Source organism: Agromyces cavernae (assembly GCF_021044935.1).
GTDB lineage: Bacteria > Actinomycetota > Actinomycetes > Actinomycetales > Microbacteriaceae > Agromyces > Agromyces cavernae.
In genome coordinates this window covers 902303-922252 of sequence record NZ_JAJNMP010000003.1, presented here as the reverse complement: position 1 = coordinate 922252, position 19950 = coordinate 902303, and the positions used below count along the sequence as shown (strand labels likewise).

The window sequence follows — 19950 nt, the reverse complement described above, 5'->3', positions numbered from 1 at the left end:
GCCTGTTCGGAAGATTTCCACGCCGTCCTCGATCAGCGCGAGAACGGATGCCGCCTTCACCGCAGAGCCGAGCCCCCGTCCTCGGTGCTCTCGGTCGACGACGGTGAAGTCGGTCTCGGCACGAAGATCGTTTACGTCGACGTACGTGACCGCGAGCGCTCGTCCGCGTGAATCGAACACGCCAAAGCCACGACGTTCCCGCGACACACGTGCGCGTTCCGGGGTCAGCGGAACATGCCGGGTCGCGATGCTTCCCGGGTAGTCCTCGACGGTCACCGCATCAAGTGCGAGCACCGCCGCGATGTCGTCTTCGCGAACTTCGCGGAGTTCGCCGTACCCTCGCATACGGTCGACAAGCGTCCGGAGCCGGTCCACGTCGGCTGCCGGAGCGGTGAGTTGAGCCGCCCACGAGGTCGCCGCGATTGACCACCCCTGAGCTTCGAGCTCATCCCGGCGCGGGTCATCGGCGCGAAGGACGACGTCGTGTTCTTGCACTCGATCAGTCTGGCCTACCGGCTGGGCGGGCCCACGCCGGCGCTTGGCCGGCCCCGCTGAGGGATCGGCTTTCGGGCGTCGTGGATGCAGCACCTCGGGTTCCAACCCGCCATATGAGGGCCGGCGCCGTAGGCTCGAGGTCGTGTCAGAACCGGCGGACAACCCTCTCGCAGTGGACTCCGATTACACAGACCTGCTTCGGGAAGCTGACAGCGTCGTCCGGCGCGCGGTCAGCTTCCGGAGTACGCCTTCCCCCGGCGCGATGGATCACTTCGCTTCACTGACATGATCGATCGGGCTAGTACGAGTTGCGAGATTTCGCCGAGTTGCATGGCGACCGAGAACTCTACCTGATCGTCCTCGACCCCACTGAGGATCTTGACGGGATCGCCGGACCCGGGCAACGTCTGGCGTTCACACTCCCGACTCGAGCCACGAGCGATACCTACTACGACGCTCTCCGATTCAACTCGAACCACGACGAGCCATTCTGCATTCAGGACATCGCAACGCGCCTTCCTTTACACGGAAGCGGTCATCGCGACGCCGGCCGTTCGACGTCCTCAACGTCGAGCTCTGGCCGCACCCGGTCCCGCCTTGGATCACGCAAACGCTCGACCAGACGCGCGACGTCGGCCAGCAAGCGAGACGACCTAGTACTCGCTTAGCGGCTTGCCGTCGTCGGCGGCGGGGATGTTGATGGGACGAGGGTGACATCGGCGATCGCCCAGACAAACCGATTCTCGTGTCGTCGCCATTTCGGGTCCCCACCGGGCTCTTCGCGTTCGCTGATCACGGCTTTGGCGCAGATGTAGCGGATCTCGCCATAGGCGCCGTTGATCTCCACGTCAGCCTTCCACTGGGTGGAGGCCACCCCGGCCACGGTGACTCCTGTGTCGCCCCAGTAGAGCAGCACGTAATTCAACGACTGTGCCGTGTCGGCCAAACACTTTAGCTCTGCCTGTTTCGCCTCGGAAACCCTCGGGTGCTTGGAAGCAGAGTCGGTGAACGCGATCAAGCGGAGCAGCAGGGTTTCCTTCGCTCGCATCGAGGATGCCGCCGCGTCAGCGGTTACCGTAACGGTGTTCGCATCCTTGGCGACGACGCTTAGATCGAGCGAAGGTTTTTCCCGAACGCTGAGGCTCGCGGTGCCGACGATGACGGCCCAGCACACCCCTACCAAGGCCACCGCCGCACTCAAAGCAAGTACCCATCTTGCCGCCGGCGCTTTTGGCCACAACAGTACGATCGCCGCGGCGGCGCCACCCACCAAGGTCGCGACGACGGCCCAGGCGAAAACCACCGGATCATTCCTGATGAGCCTGGCCAGGAGATCACCTTGAATACCGAGCCCAGCCAGCACGGCGATCAGCAACCCGAAGTAGGCTAACGCGGCAACCCGCACCGACGTTGGAAAGTCCGGCTTCTCCGCCGGTGGTGGGGAGTCCTTCTTGGCCCCCTCCGGCTTCTCCGCCGGTGGCGGGGAGTCCTTCTTAGCGCCCTTCGCGCGGCGGAAGGGGGCTCGGATCGCGGCGATAACAGCGATCAGCAGAGCGAGGAAGGCCCCCGTGCGGATCCGCACGGATCTCGGGTTCTCCGTCGCGTCTCGTTTGCCCGAGCCGACTGATGGTGGTGGAGCGCCCGCCATGTCGTCCCCCCAGCCTGAGCTGTCCTCCAAATCGGAGGGTACTCTCACTCGCGCAGGTGATCTATCCTCAGAAATGAGGACAAGGCAGCACCTAGCGCTCTGTGAGCGCTTCCTTCACATGGAAGAGGTCCTGACTCGACGACCTGTCGCGGCGACGCCGGTATTCGATAGCCGGTCCGCCAACGGACGTCCGCAAGCGGATCGTCCTACGGGGCGGTGTACGCGGTGCCGTACTGAGCGTAGTTGAATTCCGCGTTTGCTCTGTTGTTATTGAGCCTGGTATCCGTTTTGGTAGCTTTCGCGTTATTGTGGTTATTGCAGGCCGCAATAGTGGCTTGAAGTTAGCCTGGCAGTCATCCGGACGGTTCGACGAGCCAGGCTTGCGCATTTAACTTGCCGCATTAAGGCGTGAGATCTCGAGTCTCGATGATGATCCCGCTTGCACGGCGGAGCCAGTCACCGCCCTTGTAGCAGCACCAGGCGACCATGTCACTCACCCACAGCAGGGCGTGTTCGCTCGGGGATGCGTGCTGGTATCTGAGGTCGTAGTTCCCATTGCGTCGAAGCGCCTGAGCAACGATGCGGCGATCAGCGGCTTCAACGGATTCGTCGCGCTCGAGGATGACGTGAGTCGCGCCGCCAGCTGCCATGTCATCGATCAGCGCGTTCAGGCAGAGGGTGCGTGCTTCCTTGTCTTTTGCGCCTTGGACTCGGTAGACGACGACCCGCAGACCGAGCTTCTCAACGGCGGAGAGGATCGTCCGGCGGCTCGTATCCGATTCACTGGTGAAGTGAATGCGCCGCTGGCCTGCACGAGTGAGCTTGCGAAGTTCTTTCTCGATCGCTGCAGCATCGTTGGGCATCACTACGGCTGCAGCGACATAGTAGCCCTTCGATTTGCATTCGTCGACGTATACACGAGCGCCGCTGGTGTATGCCGACATGGTGTCCAATCAGTTCGGGAGATGCTCAGAACAGCGTAGGCGGGACGGAACATGCACACGTCCGTGGGGCGCGAGTCACCAACCCGCGCAGCAGGTACCGGCTGATTACGATCAGCGCACGCGCTCGACGATGGAGATCAACTCAGCACGGGAGAGCAGGTAGGAGTCCCTGGTCAGTCGCGGGCGCGGCCGTGAGTCCTTGATGCGCCGGTACGAGGCGAGCATTTGGTTGTACATGTCGAGGGTCGGCATGTGGGAGTTGCCGTGGGTTGCACCTTCGAGGAACTCCTTGCGTTCTTCCCATTTGCCGTCGTTCACGAGGTATTCCACGTAGTCGGCCATCTGTGCCTCGAGGGGGTCGTTGAAGTCGAACCCTTGGTAACGGAGCGCCCTGATGGTTTCGTCCTCAAGCGACTCGCCGGCCTCGGCCGCAGCAGCGATGCTGTAGTCGAAGATGCGGAACATATCCAGGATGTCCTTCACTCGCTCGCTGTTAAGCGGTGAGAGTTCGGTTCGGATCCCGATGAACTCCATGCCGTATTCGCCGGAGTAGCCCTCCTCGAGCGCCTTAGCGCGCTCGAGTTGGTAGGCCAGGTCGCCGTCGACGTCGTTGGCGTCTTCGGGGAGCACGCGAGCGAGGATGCGGTGGAGCAGGGCGAGCGTTTGTCTATCGATCACACTCAAGGTGTCCGGGGCGAGACCGCTGCCGGTGGTCGGAGTCGTGCGGATCGAGACGGTCGCCTCCCTCAGTAGGTCCCGGACGTAGTCGCTCAGGGTTATGCCGCGCGCATCTGCCATCTCCTGGAGTGCATCGCGGATGTGCTCCTCGACTCGAATGTTGATCGTTGCCATTCAGATCGCCCTCCCTGTGTACTACGCGTAACACATGTTAGCATACACGTGATACCTCGCACTGAAACCTAATGTCATGTCTCGACGGGCGGTGAGATCTCACCAATCAATAGTCAGTCGGCCAATTCAGGTATCGAGCCCGCTAGCCCGTCAGTGAGCATCAGCATGGAGAGCCGGAGGGCCGCTGGTCGACAGCGGTAGCCTCACGGAATGAGTGGGAGACCGCCTGATCGACGCGTCATCCGGCTGTTTCCGGACTACTCACGGGACTGGCCGCTCTGGGAGAACTCGACGCCTGGAACGGGTTCTGGGCAGCACATTTCGACCAGGCTGAAGGGTGGGACAGCAGCGAAGCCCGCGAGAGTTGGGCGCCGCCGGCGAGGAAATCGCTCGCCATTTGCGTGAGGCGGTCGTTGCCTTCGCGGACGTGCAGTGCGAGCCTTGGCCCCTGCGCGGGCCGGTCCGAAGCAAATAGCCAACGCCCAAACGCACGGCCGAAAACGATCCCGCAGCGCGACCGCTTCGCCCATGGCCATTCGCTGACAGAATCAAGCGTGCTTGAACGGTTCCTGCTCACGTTTCCGACTGCGGGCGCGACCGCGCCGATTCCACACTCGACGCTCGCCAGCCTCCAGGACGAACTCGGCGGGGCGGTGTTCGGAGGCGGTCTGCTCCGCGTGCACACGGTTGATTCTGCGCGCGGCGCCGACGCCTGCGTGGCCGCGGGATTCACGGAGTTCGCCGGCCGAATCCAGTGCTTCGCGTTCGACTGGCTCGGTCGTCAGTTCTCGCTCGATGCAACCCGAGGAGAACGGAACGACCCAGGCGTGCTGATGTTCGAGCCCGGAACCGCCGAAGCGCTAGAAGTCCCGGCGACCTTCTCGACGTTCTTCGACGAAGAACTCGTTGACTACGCGGACGCTGCGCTCGCGTCCGAGTTCTTCTCCCAATGGTTGGAGGCCAGTGGCAGCGTCCCGGCGTTCAACGAGTGCGCCGGTTACCGCACACCGCTCTTCGTCGGTGGAGAGGACACCATCTCGAACCTCGAGATTACCGAAATGGACGTCTACTGGCACTTGATCGCCGAGCTCCGCTCGACAACTCGCGGCGTCCCCCCGAGCAGTCAGATTCGCCGCGTGGATATCGACTGAGCGTCTCGCCGCAAGGGATCCGGTTACAGGACGGATCGATTCCGGTGGCGGCAGACGCATCGCCGTAGATTCTGAACGAGCATGTCGCATCTGGCCGGCAATGCAGCTGATGGAGCGTGAGTGTCCGCAACGATATCGAGACCGTCACACCCCGTCACCCGTGCGGCCATATTCGGATATACCGCCCTTCTCGGAGTGCTAACGGCCGGCACTCTGTCGACGGTTCAGGTGGTCAGGACGACGATTGACCCCGGGCTCGCACTCGCGTACTCCGCATATGCGCTGGTACTCGCAGTTCCGATCGGCCTTGCGGCAGCCTTCTTGTCTCTCGGCATAGCGCTTGGTCTGAGGCGGATCTCGCTGCACGTGACCCGTTCGCGCACTGTCGCCAGCATCGTTGGCGGCATCGGCGTGGTAGCGGTCGGTGGTGCCGTGACGGGGCTCCTCACTCACGAGATGGTTGACCTGCAGCCGATCGCGTGGCTCGCATACGTGGGATGTCTCGTCGGCGGGGTTGCATTCCTACTCTGGTCGCTGCGGTGCGAGGAGCCCGCAGCCTAAAGACGGCGTCGAGGCATCCGTGTGCGTAAAGGGATCTCTTATGCGAATCGATTGCGCAGGCGGGGATACCATCGCGTTAAGCGTTGGGACATGCCATGGACCTGCTGATCTGGCTCGCTGGGTTCGGCGGCATTGTCGCGTGTGCAGTGATCTTCCTCGTGCTTCGTCAGCGCCGGACCCGCGGACTTCCTGCTGACGACGATGCTGCAGTGGGCGACGAGCGGCCGTCGAGCGACGCGATGGGAGCAGCTCACACCGCAGGCGTTCTGACTGTTCGATATTCGCAGAACAACGGCGGCAACGTGCCCTGAGGCAAAGCCAGCTTGCGAACGAGCGCGCGCCGCTCAGCCCCCGTCAAGATCGACCGTCTTGAGCACGGCCCGCGGAGCAGTCGTTCCGCAAGCGGGTCGGCTTTCGGGCAGGCGATGAGGGCCGTGACATCAATCGGTGATGCTGGCAAGATGACGGCATGGCACGCGAGTGGCGGGTGATCCACCGTGGTCGGTCACTGAGATCGGCTGGAGCGGACGCGGTCGCACGCACATGAACGTCTCGGTTCTCGCCGATCGCGTCCGCGAGCGAGTTTCGGCCGGCGGACGACCGGTCGACGACACTCGGGCGCCCATGTGGTGGGCGATCGCCACACCCGACAACGACGGCATCGACATCGCCGCGTCGGACCGACACGTGGGGCCGGTGAGGTCGGCGTGACGACTTCGCACGTGATCAAGCCGCTCACTCCCGAGACCTTCCCGGCGTGGCTGGCGCTCGCGCAGAAGCACAACGGGGTCTGGGGCGGCTGCTACTGCTCGTATTTCCATAACGACACGGAGCAAACCGTCAAGGACGAGTACGACCGGCCGACGTTCAAGCAGCGACTCGTGGCGGAGGGCGTCGCGCACGCCGCGCTCGTCTTCGACGGCGACGACGTGATTGCGTGGTGCGAATACGGCAGTCCGGTCGAACTGCCGAACATCTACCACCGCAAGCAGTACGACGCGGGCGAGACCGAGCCGGCACCGTGGCGCATCACATGCTTCTTCGTCGACCGCGATCACCGACGTTCGGGCGTGGCGCGTGAGGCGCTGGACGGCGCGCTCGAGCTCATCGCGCAGGCCGGCGGGGGCGAGGTGGTCTCGTTCCCCAACGAGCTCGCCCCCGGCAAGAGGACGTCGTCCTCGTTCCTCCACAACGGCACGAGGGCCATGTTCGAGAAGGCGGGATTCACGTTCGAGCGTCACATCGGCAAGAGCAAGACCGTAATGCGCAAGACGGTCCCACCGGCCCGCGGCTGACGCCGAGTTCGCTCAGGCGCGAACGTCCAACCGCCGAGAGTCCGCTCGCCCTCGCGTCCCTGTCGCAGCGAGCGATCGGCTCTCGGGAACCTATGCAGCGGCGCGCCACGCAGCGCGCTCGACGATGTAGAGCAGACCCGCGAGAAGGAGCACCAGCACGATCACGGCGACAGCGATGATCAACCTGCCGAAGACGAACGCGAAAGAACGCCGAGCCCTACGCTGTCTACTGCTTCTCGAACGCGGTCCGGTCGAAAAAACTTCGCGATACGTGTTAAGGACGGTGCCTTTCCGGACATGTCCTATGTGAGGGCACGCTACGAAGGGCAGGTCGATGGACTGGTTGGATGAGGCGGTGCGGCACGCTGCACCACCGGCGCTGGGGTCTGATCCCGCCGCCGCCGAACACGCGAAGGCGACTGCGCGCGCCGTCCTCGCGCAAGCCCCGCGACGATCAACGTTCCTGCGCAAGCTGCTCGCCGGCTCCGCCCTGGGTATCGGTATCGTCGGCTTGGGCGTGACCGCGGCAACGGCCGGGCCGGCGGTGATCGACTGGTTGGGCTGGACCCCCGACGTCGTCGCGCAACGCAGCTTCGAGTTGCAGGACGGATCCGACCTCGGGCTCTGCGAGGTCTTCATTCGCGTGGAACCCTACTATGGCGACCCCGACGTGCCAGCCGAGGTAGTCGACCGGCGCACCGAAGAGGCGCGGGCATTCCTCACGGAGCACGACTGGGATCCGCTCATCGCGTCCATCACCGCTGAGGAGATCGAGGCCGAGTACCAGCTCGAGGTCGAACAACGCGTGGCGTTCACCGACCCGGACAGCATCGCCTCCGGCGCAACCCCCCCGCCGGCGACGTATTCGATCGCAGCGACACGGGTGATGGCCGACCGCGTCTCGGTCGAGTTCGAGCGGGCGGGTTTCCGCGTGGACGAGGTTGGGCTGGCATTCGCAGCAGGGCCGTGCGAGGGCGGCACGGCCGAAGGCGCCGCGCAATGATGCGCCGTCGAAGCCGATCGACCCGACAGGCACACCTGGAGCGCGCCTACGACGCCAACGCCGCCGACCTCCTCAGCTACTTCGGCAGACGCGTGATCATCCCGGCCGACGCCGCGGATCTGCTCAGCGAGACGTTCCTGGTGGCGTGGCGGCGCGGCGATCGAATGCCCGATGAGCCTGAGCAAGCACGAATGTGGCTGTTCGGCGTCGGGAGGCGGGTCCTCGCGAACGCCGCCCGCGGCGCCGCCCGCCATTCCGACCTCACGGCCAAGCTGCGCGCACATCTCGAGGCGCTCCCGACCGAGCATGTCGACGCGGAAACCCTCGACATCCGCACCGCGCTCGACGCCATACCGGACGACCAATCCGAACTCGTACGCCTCGTCCTCTGGGATGGATTCACGCTCCCGGAAGCAGCCACGGTCCTCGGCATCAGCGAGTCGACAGCGCGCGGACGTTACCAGAGGGCACGGACCCAACTGCGCGAACTCCTCCACGAACGCCAATACGAAAGGAACACACCATGACCGCAACACCCATCGACCCCACCGCGATCGCGCTGCCCCCGACCGTGCCGATCGACATCACGGCCTACCTCCCGGACCCGCGCGACGAGGCCACTGCCGAGAAGGGATGGGTGAATGTCCTAGCGCACGCCTTGTAGCCGATCGACTATCGGGCGCGCATGACCGGCCGCCGGAGCGCGACGAAGACTTTCGGGAGGAGGCTTCGCGCATGAATGAACTACTGATCGGATACGCACGTGTGTCCACATACGAACAAGACCTCACTGCACAGCGGGTCGTCCTCGAGCGACTCGGCGTCGACCCCGCCTACATCTTCACCGACCACGGACTGACGGGCACGAATCGCGCCCGACCCGGTCTCCGTGAAGCGCTCGCCGCGTGCCGAAACGGCGACACCCTGGTGGTGGCGAAGCTCGACCACCTGGCACGCTCACTCCGCGACGCGAAGGACATCGTCGACGAGCTCACCGCCAAGCACGTCAAGCTCAGCATCGGCGGCTCTATCCATGACCCGCTCGACCCTGTGGGGCGACTGCTGTTCAATGTGCTGGCGATGGTCGCTGAGTTCGAATCCGACCTGATCCGCGCTCGAACACGCGAAGGCATGCAGGCAGCGAAAGCGAAAGGCCGCCTCCGCGGCAAGCAGCCGAAGCTGTCCCTCCCGCAGCAACGTCACCTGATGGAGGTCCACAACGCCGGCACGCACACCACGGCAGAACTTGCCGAGCTATTCAACGTCGCGCGATCTACCGTCTACAGGACTATCCAGCGCCAGACACCGTCGGAGAATCGGAGCTGAGCAAGCCGATCGTTCAACGGGCACACACACGCGTCGGCCATGAGTGCCGCGGCAGGTTCGCGGCTCCTTCGCGACTTCAGAGCGACTTCCGCATCTGCTGCGTGACAACCTCATACCCGGATGAACTGTAAAGGGCAGTGGCCGTGTGGTTGCGTCCGAAGACGTTCAGCTCCAAGGCAACTGCGCCAGCTTGCCGGGTTGCATCCTCGACGGCCTCGAGGAGAGCACGGCCGAGTCCGCTTCCTCGCCTGGTCTCGATGACCTCGATGTCATAGAGGAATGCAACATCAGGTGCACCGCGCGGATGATCAAGACCCACCCAGGCGCGGCCGACAGGCTCGCCGTCAGCATCGACGCCTCGAAGAACGAGCATTCGCGCGGTCTCCAGCCCTTGAGGGAGTAGCTGCGTGTTCTCGTCGCGAGCACGTTGCACCGCTCCTTCGCGTTGCCATCGGCCAGCGGCGACCTGCTCGTCCGCATATTCCTCCGCGATCGCGGTTTGCCAGTCGTCAAACTCGGCCGGAGTCATCCGGCGGACAATCACCTTCGTCACGAAGCTATGCTGACACGACTACGACGCCCCGCAAGCGATAGGCGCGGGGACCGACGTGACGACCCCGATCTGCGGGAGTGGGATCGGGGTCCGCACTGGGGAACGTTCATCGCGACCGTCACCGGTCCTGGATCGTTCACTCGTGCTCGGGCAGCTGCGGCGGCGACCAGCCCGCATCGCGACCGAGTTGCGCAGCTCGCGCGACGGATGCCGCGCCGAAGCGATCGCGTACCGCGTCGAGCACCGTGTCGAGGCGCACCCCGTCGTCCCAGTCGATCGGCAGCTCCGGCTGGAGGCTGTCGGCGCGCGCCAGCTGCGACAGCGAGACGCCGATCAGGGTGATGCCGCGCTCAGCGATCTCGGGCTGCGCGCCGGCGAGCAGCCCTCGCGCGACGGCGAGCAGCACTGCGGTGCGGTCGGAAGCGGAGAGGAGCGTGCGCGATCGGGTGGCCTTCGCGAAGTCGCCGTAGCGAAGTCGCAATACGATCGTGCGGCACACCCGGTCGCCATCGCGGAGGCGGCGGGCGAGCCGATCGACGATCTGGGTGAGGATGAGGTCCAGTTCGTCGGCCGGGCGCGGGCGGCTGCCGAGCGCTCGCTGAGAGCCGATGGAGCCGCGGCGGCGCGTGGTGTCCACCGGGCGCGGGTCCCGTAGCCGGGCCAGCGCGTACAGATGCGCGCCGGTCGCCTTGCCCAGCAGCCTCTCCGCGGTCGCGGCTTCGAGCTCGGCCAGTTGCCCGACCGTGCGAATGCCGAGCCGATGCAGCTTCTCGGCGGTCACAGCACCGACTCCCCACAACCGTTCTACCGGCAGTGGGAGCAGGAACTCCTGCTCCCGCTCGGGCTCGACCACCAGCAGTCCGTCGGGCTTGCTGACCGCGCTCGCGACCTTCGCGAGGAACTTGGTTCGCGCGATCCCGACCGAGATGGCCAACCCGACCTCCGCACGAACCCGCTCACGCAATCGCACCGCGACCTGCTCGGGCGTGCCCGCGATGCGCCGGAGACCCCCGACCTCCAGAAACGCCTCGTCGATGGAAAGCCCCTCCACGAGCGGCGTCGTATCGCGGAAGATCGCGAAGACGGCTCGACTGGCCGCCGAATATGCGTCCATCCGTGGCGGGACGACCACGGCATCCGGGCACAGGTCGCGCGCCTGCCGGCCGCCCATCGCGGTGCGCACCCCACGAGCCTTCGCCTCGTAACTCGCGGCCAGCACGACACCGCCGCCGACGATGACCGGCCGGCCGCGCAGCTCGGGCGCGTCACGCTGCTCGACTGAGGCGTAGAACGCGTCGAGATCCGCGTGCAACACGGTCGCCTCGTTCCGCATCCCGTCCTCCTGCCGATCGCCCGTCCTGCGGATCGTCGCACGCACCGGCGACACGGGATGCTCACGGTCCGTGAGCTCCTGCGTGACGCGCCGCACCGGTCACGCGAAGCCGAAGAGCGGCGGGAAGGCGAACACGAGGATCGCCGCCCAGCCGAGGTAGACCGGGAGGTATCCGGTCTGCCAGGACTCGACACGGCCGAACGGCACTCGCCGGCGCACGAAGCCGATCTGCAACCACGTGGCCCATGCGAGGTTCGCGAGGAGGATGAGGTTCAGTCCGAGCGAGGCTGTCTTGTTCGCGCTGAACCCGAACTCGCCGGTCCGGGCGATCATCGCGACGAGCACGATGATGTCGACGATGAGCGCGGCCGCGAGCATGAGCACCTGCAGTCGATCGAACCAGCCGGGGCGAAGCGCGGGGTCGCGCGCCGAGATGGAGTACACGAGGAGCGCGACGACCACGACGAGTACGAGGTCGAAGGCGATGAGCAGGTCGCGGCTGCCGTCGACGAGGTTCCATTGCATGAGGGACGCCACGATGAGTGCGAGCATCATGAGCGTGAAGAGGGGGGTGAATACCTTCGTGAGCACCGGGGCGATGTTCTCGATGACGCGCTGCTTCGCGCCCACGAGCCAGGCCGAGACGAGCACCGCGCCCGACGCCCCGCACGGCAGCACCCACTCGCTGATGAACGGCATGATGTCGACCTGGATCGACGCGAACACGGCGACGGTGAGCCCGCTCAGGGCACCGCCGACGATCGCGATGAGCACGTAGTAGACGAGCCACTCGCCGCTGAAGCGCAGGAAGTCCATCCGGGTGCGGTCGCTCCGCCAGACGCCGCCGGCGTCGACGATGCCCGTGACGAGCCAGAGTGCGACGATCGAGCCGATGGTCGCGAGCACGGCGGTCGCGGAGTCCTGCATCGCGACCGTGACGCTCGAGGACCCTCCGTCGAACGGGTAGAGGTTCAGTGCGAGTGCCACGGCGGCGAACGCCGCAGCGACACCGAGAAGCGTGCCGGCAGGCGGCCGCCGCCGCCAAGCGAACCACGCGGCCAGGAATGGGAGCACGAGGACGGCGATGTTCCGTATGACGAGTTCGGGGCCGCCGCTGAGGAGCTCGGTCGCCTTCACCGCGATCCCGGCGCCGACGCCGAGCAGGAGGGCGACCGCGAGCCCGTTGGCACGGCGCGCGAACGGCATCGTGCCGGTCGAGGCATCCGCTCCCTCGGTGTCTGACGAGTCGGTGAGCACGAGCTGCTTCCAGAGCCGACCCGAGTGCTCTGCCGCGTATTCGCGCGAAAGCTCGTCGATGCTACCGAGGCGCCTGACGGCGATGAGGAACGCCTCGTCCTCGGTGAGCCCTGCTGCCGTGAGGGCGTCGACGCGATCGCGGAGGTGCGATTCGAGTTCGTCGACATCGCGGACGCTCAGGGCGTCCCGGCGCTCCATCCAGTCGCGCCACGAGGCGATGAGCTCGTCGAGGGCGGGGGCCCGTTCGGTCGTCATCGCTCAGTCCAGTCCGAGTGCAAGCCGCGGCTGGCGGTGGTCGGCACCGTCGGGCCAGACCTGGTCGAGCACCCCGCCGATGACCGACCACTGCCGGCGATGGTCGGCGAGTGTCGACGCGCCCTGCGCGCTCAGGCGATAGTGCTTGCGCGGCCGGCCGCCGGGCGACTGCCGCCATTCGGAGTCGACGTGGCCGAGTCGCTCGAGTCGGTGCAATAGGGGATAGAGCATGCCGTCGCTCCACTCGAGCTCACCGCCTGAGAGCTCCGCGATCCGCTGCAGGATCGCATAGCCGTACGACTCGCCCTCAGAGAGGATGCCGAGGACCACCGGAGTGGCCGCCGCAGCCACCAGGTCCTTGCCGATGCGCATGCGTGCTCCGATCGCGACTCGTGGGATACCTAGAGCATCTAGGTACCTAGAGCTGCAAGGTATCACTTGGACTGCGCTCGACGCCACCCCGTAAGGGTCAGCGGGTACGGCTCGGACCAGCCTCGTCGACCGCGGCGGTACCATGCCGACATGGGGGAGACGCCGGTCGCGGCATCCGATGCCATCGATGAGCCGCCGCGCGCACGGCGGTTCTCGATCAACGCGGCCCTCGACGCGTTCTTCTTCGTGTTCGCGGGTGTCGCCTCGGTGTGGCTCGCGTGGCTCGTGCTCACCGAATCGTTCGGGTTCGGCTGGTGGGGCATCGCGTTCTTCGTGGTGTTCTGGCTCGTGCTCGCGTACCTCGTGCTGCCGCGGTTGCACCGCATCCTCACCACGATCTACGTGCCCGACTACTTCATCGGTCGCACGCGCACGAGTGACGGATTGCTGGGCGACCCGGTGAATCTGGCGCTCGACGGGCCCGAGACATCCGTGCACGCGGCGATGCTCGCCGCCGGCTGGACCCGCGCCGACGACGTGACCCTCGCCTCCAGCTGGCGCATCGTGACCTCGACCCTCACGCGCAAGAGCTACGACGAAGCGCCCGTGAGTCCACTTTTCCTGTTCGGGCGGCAGCAGGACTTCGCGTACCAGCAGGAGGTCGAGGGCAACCCGGCCAAGCGCCACCACGTGCGCTTCTGGCGCACCCCCGACGGCTGGCTGCTGCCGGGTGGGCGCCGCGTCGACTGGCTCGCCGCCGGCACCTTCGACCGCGCCGTCGGCTTCTCGCTGTTCACGCTGCAGGTCACGCACAAGATCGACGCCGACACCGACGTCGAGCGCGACCACATCATCGCGACCGTGGTGGGAACGAGTCCCCGCGCTCGTGTCGACGTGCTCGCCGATTTCTCGACCGGGTACCACTCGCGCAACGGCGGCGGGGATTCGATCCGCACCGACGGCGACCTGCCGGTGATCGATGTGTCGGATGTCGCTGCCGCGCCGGTCGCGCCTTCGCCGGGTGGCGGCTCATGAGCGTCGAGAAGCGTGCGGCGTTCGAGCCGCCGGCCGAGCTGGTGCGGCCGGTGGAGGCGCCGCCCGACATGAAGCGACCGGCGGCGACGGTTTCGGGCGCCGTGCTCGTCGTGCTGCGCGTGATCGCCGGCATCGTCTGGCTCGTCGCCCTCGCCGCGCAATGGGATCAGGTGCTGGCCGACGACGGCGGCATCGACCCCGAGTCGGCTGAGGGCATCGCGTCATACGGGGTGCTCGCCATCATCCTCGTCTTCGGCGCGGTCGTGCTGCTCGCCCAGTTGCTGCTGGCCTTCGCGGTGTACCGCGGCAGCAACGCGGCCCGGCTGACGCTCATGATCTTCGCGACGCTGAGCATCGTGATCTCGTGGTTCGACTACGCGGCCGGCCAGGAGATCACGATCCGCACGACGCTCGTGACGCTCGCGCTCGACATCCTCGTGCTGCTCGCCCTGTCGAGCAGGGCGGCGCGCGCGTATGCGCGGCGGCCTCGTCGGTGACTCAGGCGGAGTGCGCCGCGCACGGCGGCAGGTCGCACGACCCGCACACGACGCGCTCGGTCGTGCACGCGGCATCCGCACAGTTCGCGGTTCGGTTCGCCGGCGTGCCGCACACGACGCACGAGCCGATCACCTCGGCGTGGTCGCTGAACTCGATGGCGCCGCGCTTGTCGAAGACGTAGAGCGACCCCTGCCAGAGGCCGTCGTCGCCGAAGCGCTCGCCGTAACGCACGATGCCGCCGTCGAGCTGGTACACCTCGCCGAAGCCGCGGCTGACCATGAGGCTCGACAGCACCTCGCAGCGGATGCCGCCCGTGCAGTACGTGACGACCGGGCGACCCTTGAGATGGTCGTATCCACCCGAGTCGAGGAGTTCCACGAAGTCGCGCGTCGTCTCGACGTCGGGCACGATCGCGCCGCGGAACCGGCCGATGGCCGCCTCGAGCGCGTTGCGGCCGTCGAAGAAGGCCACTTCGTCTCCGCGCTCGGCGACGAGGTCGTGCAGGGCGTCGGGCGTGAGCTTCGTGCCGCCTCCGATCACGCCGCGCTCGTCGACGCCCAGCTCGCCGGGCGCGCCGAACGAGACGATCTCGTCGCGCACCTTGACGCTGAGCTTCGGGAAGTCGAGGCTCGCGCCGGCGCCGTCGAGGCCGCTGCCTGCACTCCACTTGAAGTCGATGTCGCGGAACGCCGGGTACTCGCGGGTCTTGCGCACGTACCGCTTCAGCGTGCCCAGCTCGCCGCCGAGTGTGCCGTTCAGCCCGTCCTTCGAGATCAGGATGCGCCCGCGGAGCCCGAGCGATTCGGCGAGGTCGCGCTGCCACAGCCGAACCGCGTCGGGGTCGGCGAGCGGCGTGAAGGCGTAGTAGAGCAGGATCTTGGCGAGCGGCACCCCGAGATTCTACGAGCGGATGCCGCGTGGTTGCCGTGTACGGCGACGCCGATCGACCGTAGGCTGGCACTGAGCGAGGAGGCCGTCGATGCTCGACTACGACCCGTACGCGGCGCTGCAGGCGCTGAAGCCCATGCCCGCCTTCACTCTCACGAGCGCCGACTTCGCAGACGGCGAGGAGCTGCCGCTGTCGCTTCGAGCGACCGGTCATGGCGCCGGCGACCGCTCACCCCAGCTGTCGTGGTCGGGCTTCCCGCCGGCGACGCAGAGCTTCGCCGTGACCTGCTTCGACCCCGACGCGCCGAGCGGTTCGGGGTGGTGGCACTGGGCGGTCGCGAACATCCCCGCGAGCGTCACGAGCCTCGATGCCGATGCGGGCGAGCCGGGCGGCATCAAGCTGCCGCACGGTGCGCTCGTGCTGCGCAACGAGGAGGGCGAGCGACGCTACGTCGGCTCGGGCCCGCCGCCCGGCACCGGCGTGCACCGCTACTTCTTCGTCGTGCACGCGCTCGATGTCGCCCGTCTCCGCGTCGATCCCGAATCGACTCCGGCCGTGCTCGGGTCGCAGTGCTTCTTCCACGGCCTCGCCCGAGCGGTGCTCACGGGCACGGCGGTGAACCCCGCCGACTGAGCCCGGAGCTACTCGGCAGGCGCGGGCCACACCGGGTCGAACCGCTGCTCGTCGAGCACGCGGTCGACGAGCCCCGGCGGGAGGTCGTGCAGCTCGGGCGGGTTCCACCGCGGCCGCCGGTCCTTGTCGATGACCTGCGCCCTGATGCCCTCGTGCAGGTCGTGTTGCTCGATGAACCAGGTCACCGCACGGAATTCCTGCTCGAGGGCGTCCTCGAGCCGCGGCAGCGTGCGCGCGCGGCGCACCGATTCGAGCGTCACCGCGAGCGCCGTCGGCGAGAGCGACTCGAGTTCGTCGGCCGCTGCGGCCGCGTAGGCGAACGCGCCCGGGTCGAGCGGATGTCGCGGGAACGCGCTCGACGCGGCATCCTGATGCCCCTCGGCGAACGCGCGTAGCCGGGAGATGATCTCGCCGACCGTCGGCGCCGAATAGCAGGCGTCGACCCAGTCGCGCGCGAGCGCGAGCGTGGATGGGCCTGGCGTCTCGTCGAAGAGCATGACGATCTCAGCGGGAGTGCCCGGGTCGGCACGTTCGGCGAGGGCCTGCAGCAGGTGCGGCAGGCGCTCGGACGGCACGAAGGCGTCGGCGAACCCGGCGTGCAGGGCGTCGGCGGCGTCCATGGTGCGTGAGTTCAGCGCGAGGTGCACGCCGAGCTCGCCGGGCGCCTTCGCGAGCAGCCACGAGCCTCCGACATCGGGGGTGAAGCCGATTCGCGTCTCGGGCATCGCGACGCGCGAGCGCTCGGTGACGACACGGATGGACGCGTGGCCGGCGAGTCCGATGCCGCCGCCCATCGTGATGCCGTCCATGATCGCGACGACCGGTTTCGGGTAGCGCGCGATCGCGGCGTTCAGCCGGTACTCGGTGCGGAAGAACGCGTGCGCCTCGGCGTGGCCGTCGTTGGTCGCGTAGCCGTGGAGTTCGCGCACGTCGCCGCCCGCGCAGAATCCGCGGTCGCCCGCACCGTCGAGCACGACGACGCCGACCTCGGTGTCGTCGCGCCAGGCGTCGAATATCGACGTGAGCGACGTGATCATCTCGAATGAGAGCGCGTTGAGCGCCTGGGGTCGATCGAGCGTCACGTGGCCGACTCCGTCGGCGACGGTCGCAGAGATGTGGTCGCTCACGAGAGCCACCGTAGCGCCGATCGGCGCTAACCTGCTCTGATGGTGCCCGTCGAGAACCTGTGGACGTTCGTGATCGCCTCGATCGTCCTCATCGTGATCCCCGGTCCGAGCGTGCTGTTCGTGATCGGGCGCTCGCTCGCGCTCGGCCGCCTCGGCGGCCTGTTGAGCGTGGTCGGCAATGCGATCGGCATGGTGCCGCTCGTGACCGCGGTCGCGCTCGGGGTCGGCGCACTCGTGGCCCAGTCGGTCGTCGTGTTCACGATCATCAAGTTCGTCGGCGCCGCGTACCTCGTCTATCTCGGCGTGCAGGCGATCCGGCATCGAGCCGACGCCGCCGACGCCGTCAACGGCGAGGCGCCGCCTCGTTCGCACTGGCGACAGCTCGGCGAGGGCTTCGTCGTGGGAGTCACGAACCCCAAGACGATCGCGTTCTTCGTGGCCGTGCTGCCCCAGTTCGTGTCGTTCAGCGCGGGGTCGATCCCGCTGCAGCTCTTCGAGCTGGGCGTCGTGTTCATCGTGCTCGCGCTCATCTGCGATTCGGTGTGGGCGCTCGCTGCGAGCGCTGCGCGCAACTGGTTCGCCCGTTCCCCGCGTCGGGCATCCCACCTCGCCGCCACCGGCGGCGTCATGATGATCGGGCTCGGCGGCGTGCTCGCGCTCAGCGGCGACAAGCACTGAGGCGGCGCGTCGCGCAGCTCAGGAGGATGGGCTCGATCCGCCGTGTCAGGTGGGGATGGCGACCATTCTCCTGAGATGGCACTCGTCCGCGGCGGGGCGAGGTCTCGATACGGCGCCGGCGCGCCTACTCGACCGACGCGCTACTCGACCGACGCGCTACTCGACAGGCGCGCTACTCGACAGGCGTGGCCGCGGCCTCGGTGAGGCACGCCTCGAGCGCGACCCAGCCGAGCATCGCGCACTTCACGCGCATGACGTACTTCGAGACACCGTGGAACGCGATCGCGTCGCCGAGCAGCTCTTCGTCGGGTTCGCCCTGACCCTGCGAGCGCAGCATGGCCCGGAACCCGTCGATGAGTTCGCGCACCTCGCCGACGTCGCGACCGGTCGCGAGCTCGGCGAGCGTCGAGGCCGAGGCCATCGAGATGCTGCAGCCGTCGCCCTGCCAAGCGAGCTCGGCGATGCGGGCGTGGGCATCGTCGAGGCGGATGCGCATGGTGAGCTCGTCGCCGCAGGTCGGGTTGAACTCGTGGTGCTCGGCGTCGGCGCCGTCGAGCGGGCCGTCGCCGTGCCGCGCCTTCGCCTGGTCGAGGATGATCTGCTGGTAGAGACCCTCGAGCCCGCTCATGCGTTGCCCCGGCTCATGCCCGCCCCGCTCACGCCCCCGCTCACGCGATGACCGCCGCGGCCGGGGCATCCGAGACGCCGAAGAATTCACGGACGCCGCCGAGTGCCTCGACGAAGCGGTCGACCTCGTCGTCGGTGGTGTACACGTGGGCGCTCGCCCGCGTCGACGCGGTGATGCCGAGGGCGCGGTGCAGCGGCTGCGCGCAGTGGTGGCCGACGCGCACGACGAGGCCGGCTTCGTCGAGGTACTGGCCCACGTCGTGGGCGTGCACCCCGTCGACCGAGACGGCGACGAGCCCCGCCCGTTCGACGCCGACGCCCGGTCCGATGACACGGACACCGGGCAGCTGTGCGACCCCCTCGACGATGCGCGCCGCGAGCTGCGACTCGTGCCGGGCGACCTCGTCCATGCCGATGGCCTCGAGGTATCGCACGGCCTCGGCGAGTGCGACCGCCTGCGACACGGGCTGCGTGCCGGCCTCGAAGCGGTGCGGCGACGGCAGGAAATCGGCGGTCTCGAGCGTGACGCGCGTGATGGTCGACCCGCCGGTGCGTGCTGGCGGCAGCACGTCGAGCAGCTCTTCGCGGCCGTACAGCACGCCGATGCCATTCGGCCCGAGCATCTTGTGCCCCGAGAACGCGGCGAAATCGACGCCCATCGCGCCGAAGTCGGTCGGACGGTGCGGCACCGACTGGCAGGCGTCGAGCACGACCAGTGCGCCGCGCGCATGCGCGAGCGATACGACGTCGGCGACGGGCGCGAGATAGCCGGTGACGTTCGACACCTCGGCGACGGCGACGATGCGGGTGCGGTCGCTCAGCTCGGCGGCGAGGTCGTCGGCCGACCACAGGCCGTGCTCGTCGACCCGCACGGCGCGCAGCCGCGCGCCCGTCTTGGCCGCAAGGCGTTGCCAGGGGATGAGATTGGCGTGGTGCTCGGCCTCGGTGATGACGATCTCGTCGCCGGGTTCGAGTGCGAGCGAGCGAGCGGATGCCCCTCCGAGCCCCGCGCTCGCGTCGGCGATGCCGAGGGCGACCATGTTGATCGCGTCGGTGGCGTTCTCGGTCCACACGATCTCGCGCTCGCCGGCGCCGACGAATCGGGCGACGGTGGCCCGTGCCTCTTCGAAGAGGGTCGTCGAGAGGCCGACGGCCGCACTCGCCCCGCGGTGCACCGGGGCGAGGTGGTGCTCGAGGTACTCGCGCTCGGCGTCGAGCACCTGACGCGGGCGCTGCGACGTGGCGGCCGAGTCGAGGTAGGCGGTCGGGATGCCGCCGGCGGATGCCTGGTCGAAGGCCGGGAAGTCGCGGCGGAGGTCGCTCATGCTCATCCCTTCAATCGTCCCACGGATGGGTGGGCATCGGCCCGGAGTGGCAATCAGACCCAGCGGAAATATCTGTGTATACACACGGGTGGG

The 19950-nt window shown here is 67.3% G+C and carries 24 protein-coding genes; 12 read left to right on the top strand and 12 right to left on the bottom strand.

What is annotated here, in order from left to right:
• From LQ757_RS15625 to LQ757_RS15610, 4 genes are all read right to left on the bottom strand, one after another.
• A partial coding sequence (locus tag LQ757_RS15625) for a GNAT family N-acetyltransferase (RefSeq protein ID WP_231048168.1) occupies positions 1 to 495 on the bottom strand: 495 nt, incomplete at its 3' end.
• Between the two features lie 664 nt (positions 496 to 1159).
• Positions 1160 to 2077 carry a hypothetical protein gene (locus tag LQ757_RS15620; RefSeq protein WP_231048167.1) on the bottom strand — a complete coding sequence of 306 codons (918 nt, stop codon included), beginning with the start codon at positions 2075 to 2077 and terminating at the stop codon, positions 1160 to 1162.
• A 467-nt stretch (positions 2078 to 2544) separates the two neighbouring features.
• Positions 2545 to 3087 carry a DUF3800 domain-containing protein gene (locus tag LQ757_RS15615; RefSeq protein ID WP_231048166.1) on the bottom strand — a complete coding sequence of 181 codons (543 nt, stop codon included), beginning with the start codon at positions 3085 to 3087 and terminating at the stop codon, positions 2545 to 2547.
• Positions 3088 to 3198: 111 nt separating this feature from the next.
• The gene (locus LQ757_RS15610) at positions 3199 to 3939 is read right to left on the bottom strand and encodes a YfbU family protein (RefSeq protein ID WP_231048165.1); all 741 of its coding nucleotides are present in this window, start codon (positions 3937 to 3939) and stop codon (positions 3199 to 3201) included.
• Between the two features lie 554 nt (positions 3940 to 4493).
• Here LQ757_RS15610 and LQ757_RS19470 point away from each other — a divergent pair.
• The 8 genes from LQ757_RS19470 to LQ757_RS15570 all read left to right on the top strand — a co-directional run bounded on the left by LQ757_RS19470 (position 4494) and on the right by LQ757_RS15570 (position 9275).
• The gene (locus LQ757_RS19470; RefSeq protein ID WP_231048164.1) at positions 4494 to 5090 is read left to right on the top strand and encodes a T6SS immunity protein Tdi1 domain-containing protein; all 597 of its coding nucleotides are present in this window, start codon (positions 4494 to 4496) and stop codon (positions 5088 to 5090) included.
• A 120-nt stretch (positions 5091 to 5210) separates the two neighbouring features.
• Positions 5211 to 5651 carry a hypothetical protein gene (locus LQ757_RS15600; protein ID WP_231048163.1) on the top strand — a complete coding sequence of 147 codons (441 nt, stop codon included), beginning with the start codon at positions 5211 to 5213 and terminating at the stop codon, positions 5649 to 5651.
• A 95-nt stretch (positions 5652 to 5746) separates the two neighbouring features.
• A complete protein-coding gene (locus tag LQ757_RS15595; protein WP_231048162.1) occupies positions 5747 to 5962 on the top strand; it encodes a hypothetical protein in 216 nt (71 codons plus the stop codon).
• Positions 5963 to 6358: 396 nt separating this feature from the next.
• Complete coding sequence (locus LQ757_RS15590) at positions 6359 to 6946, top strand: GNAT family N-acetyltransferase (protein WP_231048161.1); 588 nt, start codon at positions 6359 to 6361, stop codon at positions 6944 to 6946.
• Between the two features lie 334 nt (positions 6947 to 7280).
• Positions 7281 to 7949, top strand: a complete 669-nt coding sequence (locus LQ757_RS15585) for a hypothetical protein (RefSeq protein WP_231048160.1) — start codon at positions 7281 to 7283, stop codon at positions 7947 to 7949.
• A complete protein-coding gene (locus tag LQ757_RS15580) occupies positions 7946 to 8476 on the top strand; it encodes an RNA polymerase sigma factor (RefSeq protein ID WP_231048159.1) in 531 nt (176 codons plus the stop codon). The genes LQ757_RS15585 and LQ757_RS15580 overlap by 4 nt, the downstream gene beginning before the upstream one ends.
• Positions 8473 to 8613 carry a hypothetical protein gene (locus LQ757_RS15575; RefSeq protein WP_231048158.1) on the top strand — a complete coding sequence of 47 codons (141 nt, stop codon included), beginning with the start codon at positions 8473 to 8475 and terminating at the stop codon, positions 8611 to 8613. The genes LQ757_RS15580 and LQ757_RS15575 overlap by 4 nt, the downstream gene beginning before the upstream one ends.
• A gap of 71 nt (positions 8614 to 8684) precedes the next feature.
• Entirely contained in the window at positions 8685 to 9275 is a 591-nt protein-coding gene (locus LQ757_RS15570; RefSeq protein ID WP_231048157.1) for a recombinase family protein, read from the top strand.
• A 76-nt stretch (positions 9276 to 9351) separates the two neighbouring features.
• On the opposite strand, the gene LQ757_RS15565 is transcribed toward LQ757_RS15570, so the two are convergent.
• The 4 genes from LQ757_RS15565 to LQ757_RS15550 all read right to left on the bottom strand — a co-directional run bounded on the left by LQ757_RS15565 (position 9352) and on the right by LQ757_RS15550 (position 13045).
• Positions 9352 to 9828 carry a GNAT family N-acetyltransferase gene (locus LQ757_RS15565; RefSeq protein ID WP_231048156.1) on the bottom strand — a complete coding sequence of 159 codons (477 nt, stop codon included), beginning with the start codon at positions 9826 to 9828 and terminating at the stop codon, positions 9352 to 9354.
• Between the two features lie 136 nt (positions 9829 to 9964).
• Positions 9965 to 11161 carry a DNA polymerase IV gene (gene dinB / locus LQ757_RS15560; protein WP_231048155.1) on the bottom strand — a complete coding sequence of 399 codons (1197 nt, stop codon included), beginning with the start codon at positions 11159 to 11161 and terminating at the stop codon, positions 9965 to 9967.
• 99 nt (positions 11162 to 11260) lie between these two features.
• The gene (locus LQ757_RS15555) at positions 11261 to 12673 is read right to left on the bottom strand and encodes a permease prefix domain 1-containing protein (protein ID WP_231048154.1); all 1413 of its coding nucleotides are present in this window, start codon (positions 12671 to 12673) and stop codon (positions 11261 to 11263) included.
• Between the two features lie 3 nt (positions 12674 to 12676).
• Positions 12677 to 13045 carry a PadR family transcriptional regulator gene (locus tag LQ757_RS15550; protein WP_231048153.1) on the bottom strand — a complete coding sequence of 123 codons (369 nt, stop codon included), beginning with the start codon at positions 13043 to 13045 and terminating at the stop codon, positions 12677 to 12679.
• A 150-nt stretch (positions 13046 to 13195) separates the two neighbouring features.
• On the opposite strand from LQ757_RS15550, the gene LQ757_RS15545 reads away from it, so the two are divergent.
• Both LQ757_RS15545 and LQ757_RS15540 read left to right on the top strand, forming a co-directional pair.
• Positions 13196 to 14080 (top strand): LssY C-terminal domain-containing protein, encoded by an 885-nt coding sequence (locus LQ757_RS15545; protein WP_231048152.1) that lies wholly within the window; start codon positions 13196 to 13198, stop codon positions 14078 to 14080.
• Positions 14077 to 14577 (top strand): hypothetical protein, encoded by a 501-nt coding sequence (locus LQ757_RS15540; RefSeq protein ID WP_231048151.1) that lies wholly within the window; start codon positions 14077 to 14079, stop codon positions 14575 to 14577. The genes LQ757_RS15545 and LQ757_RS15540 overlap by 4 nt, the downstream gene beginning before the upstream one ends.
• Position 14578: 1 nt before the next feature.
• Here LQ757_RS15540 and trhO read toward each other — a convergent pair whose 3' ends face one another.
• Positions 14579 to 15469, bottom strand: coding sequence for an oxygen-dependent tRNA uridine(34) hydroxylase TrhO (trhO, locus tag LQ757_RS15535; protein WP_231048150.1), 891 nt, complete (start codon positions 15467 to 15469; stop codon positions 14579 to 14581).
• 88 nt (positions 15470 to 15557) lie between these two features.
• Between trhO and LQ757_RS15530 the strand changes: the two genes are divergently transcribed.
• Positions 15558 to 16100 carry a YbhB/YbcL family Raf kinase inhibitor-like protein gene (locus tag LQ757_RS15530; RefSeq protein ID WP_231048149.1) on the top strand — a complete coding sequence of 181 codons (543 nt, stop codon included), beginning with the start codon at positions 15558 to 15560 and terminating at the stop codon, positions 16098 to 16100.
• An 8-nt stretch (positions 16101 to 16108) separates the two neighbouring features.
• On the opposite strand, the gene LQ757_RS15525 is transcribed toward LQ757_RS15530, so the two are convergent.
• Positions 16109 to 17227, bottom strand: a complete 1119-nt coding sequence (locus LQ757_RS15525) for an enoyl-CoA hydratase/isomerase family protein (RefSeq protein WP_231048148.1) — start codon at positions 17225 to 17227, stop codon at positions 16109 to 16111.
• A 39-nt stretch (positions 17228 to 17266) separates the two neighbouring features.
• On the opposite strand from LQ757_RS15525, the gene LQ757_RS15520 reads away from it, so the two are divergent.
• On the top strand, positions 17267 to 17905 hold the full coding sequence (locus LQ757_RS15520) for a LysE family translocator (protein WP_231048147.1): 639 nt from the start codon (positions 17267 to 17269) through the stop codon (positions 17903 to 17905).
• A gap of 172 nt (positions 17906 to 18077) precedes the next feature.
• Here LQ757_RS15520 and sufU read toward each other — a convergent pair whose 3' ends face one another.
• Both sufU and LQ757_RS15510 read right to left on the bottom strand, forming a co-directional pair.
• On the bottom strand, positions 18078 to 18533 hold the full coding sequence (gene sufU / locus LQ757_RS15515; RefSeq protein ID WP_231048146.1) for a Fe-S cluster assembly sulfur transfer protein SufU: 456 nt from the start codon (positions 18531 to 18533) through the stop codon (positions 18078 to 18080).
• Between the two features lie 40 nt (positions 18534 to 18573).
• On the bottom strand, positions 18574 to 19863 hold the full coding sequence (locus LQ757_RS15510) for an aminotransferase class V-fold PLP-dependent enzyme (protein WP_372459661.1): 1290 nt from the start codon (positions 19861 to 19863) through the stop codon (positions 18574 to 18576).
• Positions 19864 to 19950: the final 87 nt, after the last annotated feature.